1 protein-coding gene is annotated in these 1,233 nt (G+C 67.7%); it reads right to left on the reverse strand.

Translation table 11 applies throughout. From position 1 onward, the window contains the following. On the reverse strand, positions 1–1,233 hold a 1,233-nt coding region (locus AUL32_RS18750; RefSeq protein ID WP_062118398.1), incomplete at both ends, for a GMC family oxidoreductase.

The following is a 1,233-nucleotide window of genomic DNA, read 5'->3' on the forward strand; positions in this document are numbered from 1 at the left end:
GGTCAGGCGGATGGCGTCGGCGGCGACCCGCCGGTCCGTCTCGGTGGCGAGATAGTTCGGCCGGATGGCGGGCTGTTTCCTATGATCGGGCGCCAAGGCATGGACGCTGCCGCGACTGTCCGGGCGCAGATTGCAGACGCTGGCGGTGAAGGCGGGAAAGCTGTGGACGCCCTCGCCGAACTTCTCCAGGCTCAGCGGCTGGACGTGATATTGTAGATTGGCCGTTTCGAAGGACGGATCGGACCGCGTGAAGACCCCGAGCTGGCTCGGCGCCATGGACATCGGCCCCGAGCGCATCACGGCATATTCGAGCGCGATCGAGGCCTTTCCGAGAAGCGTGCTCGCCCGCTCGTTGAGGGTGCGGATGCCGCTGACCTTGTAGGCGCAGCGTAGCTGCAGATGATCCTGCAGGTTCTCGCCGACCTCGCGCCGCTCGGCGACCATCACGATCCCGGCCGCGCCCAGCACCTCGCCCCGGCCTATCCCCGAGAGTTCCAGGATATGCGGCGAGCCGATCGCGCCCGCGCAGAGAACCACCTCGCGGCGGCAGGCGGCGCGTCGCACCTCGCCGTCGGTCTCGAACTCGACACCCTTGGCCGCCCGATCTTCGATCAGGAGCCTGCGGACATGGGCGCCGGTCACGACGGTGAGATTTTTCCGGTGTCGCACCGGCTTCAGGAAGGCCTTGACCGCGTTCCAGCGCACGCCCCAGCGCTGGTTCACCTTGAAATAGGAGGAGCCTTCGTTGTCGCCCCGGTTGAAATCCTCGATGCGCGGAATGCCGGCCTGCTCGGCGGCGGCGCGGAAGGCGTCGAGAATATCCCAGCGCAGGCGCGGCGGCTCGACGCGCCATTCGCCGCCGACCCCGTGCATCTCGTCGGCCCCGGCGAAATAGTCCTCCGAGCGCTTGAACAGCGGCAGGACATCGTCCCAGCCCCAGCCCGCGCAGCCCATCTGGCGCCAGAGATCGTAGTCGCGGGCCTGTCCGCGCATGTAGATCATGCCGTTGATCGAGGAGCAGCCGCCCAGCACCTTGCCGCGGGGATAGGCGAGCGCGCGCCCGTTCAGCCCGGCCTCGGCGTCGGTCTGGAAGCACCAGTCCGTGCGCGGATTGCCGATGCAGAAGAGATAGCCGACGGGAATGTGCACCCAGGCGTAATTGTCCCGCTGTCCGGCTTCCAGGAGCAGAACCGAAGCGTTCGGATCGGCCGACAGGCGGTTGGCGAGCGCGCA

The sequence above is a fragment of the Aureimonas sp. AU40 genome (assembly GCF_001463785.1).
Classification (GTDB): domain Bacteria; phylum Pseudomonadota; class Alphaproteobacteria; order Rhizobiales; family Rhizobiaceae; genus Aureimonas.